The 511-nt window shown below is 53.6% G+C and carries 1 rRNA gene; it reads left to right on the plus strand.

Annotated features, from left to right (window positions below):
- Nucleotides 1–511: ribosomal RNA gene (locus tag KQI94_RS16300) — 16S ribosomal RNA — on the plus strand; the annotation flags it as partial.

Below are 511 nucleotides of genomic sequence, written 5' to 3' on the forward strand. Positions count from 1 at the left end.
GCCTAATACATGCAAGTCGAACGCTTCTTTCCTCCCGAGTGCTTGCACTCAATTGGAAAGAGGAGTGGCGGACGGGTGAGTAACACGTGGGTAACCTACCCATCAGAGGGGGATAACACTTGGAAACAGGTGCTAATACCGCATAACAGTTTATGCCGCATGGCATAAGAGTGAAAGGCGCTTTCGGGTGTCGCTGATGGATGGACCCGCGGTGCATTAGCTAGTTGGTGAGGTAACGGCTCACCAAGGCCACGATGCATAGCCGACCTGAGAGGGTGATCGGCCACACTGGGACTGAGACACGGCCCAGACTCCTACGGGAGGCAGCAGTAGGGAATCTTCGGCAATGGACGAAAGTCTGACCGAGCAACGCCGCGTGAGTGAAGAAGGTTTTCGGATCGTAAAACTCTGTTGTTAGAGAAGAACAAGGACGTTAGTAACTGAACGTCCCCTGACGGTATCTAACCAGAAAGCCACGGCTAACTACGTGCCAGCAGCCGCGGTAATACGT

The sequence above is a fragment of the Enterococcus sp. S183_ASV_20 genome, assembly GCF_018919685.1.
Classification (GTDB): Bacteria; Bacillota; Bacilli; order Lactobacillales; family Enterococcaceae; genus Enterococcus; species Enterococcus faecalis.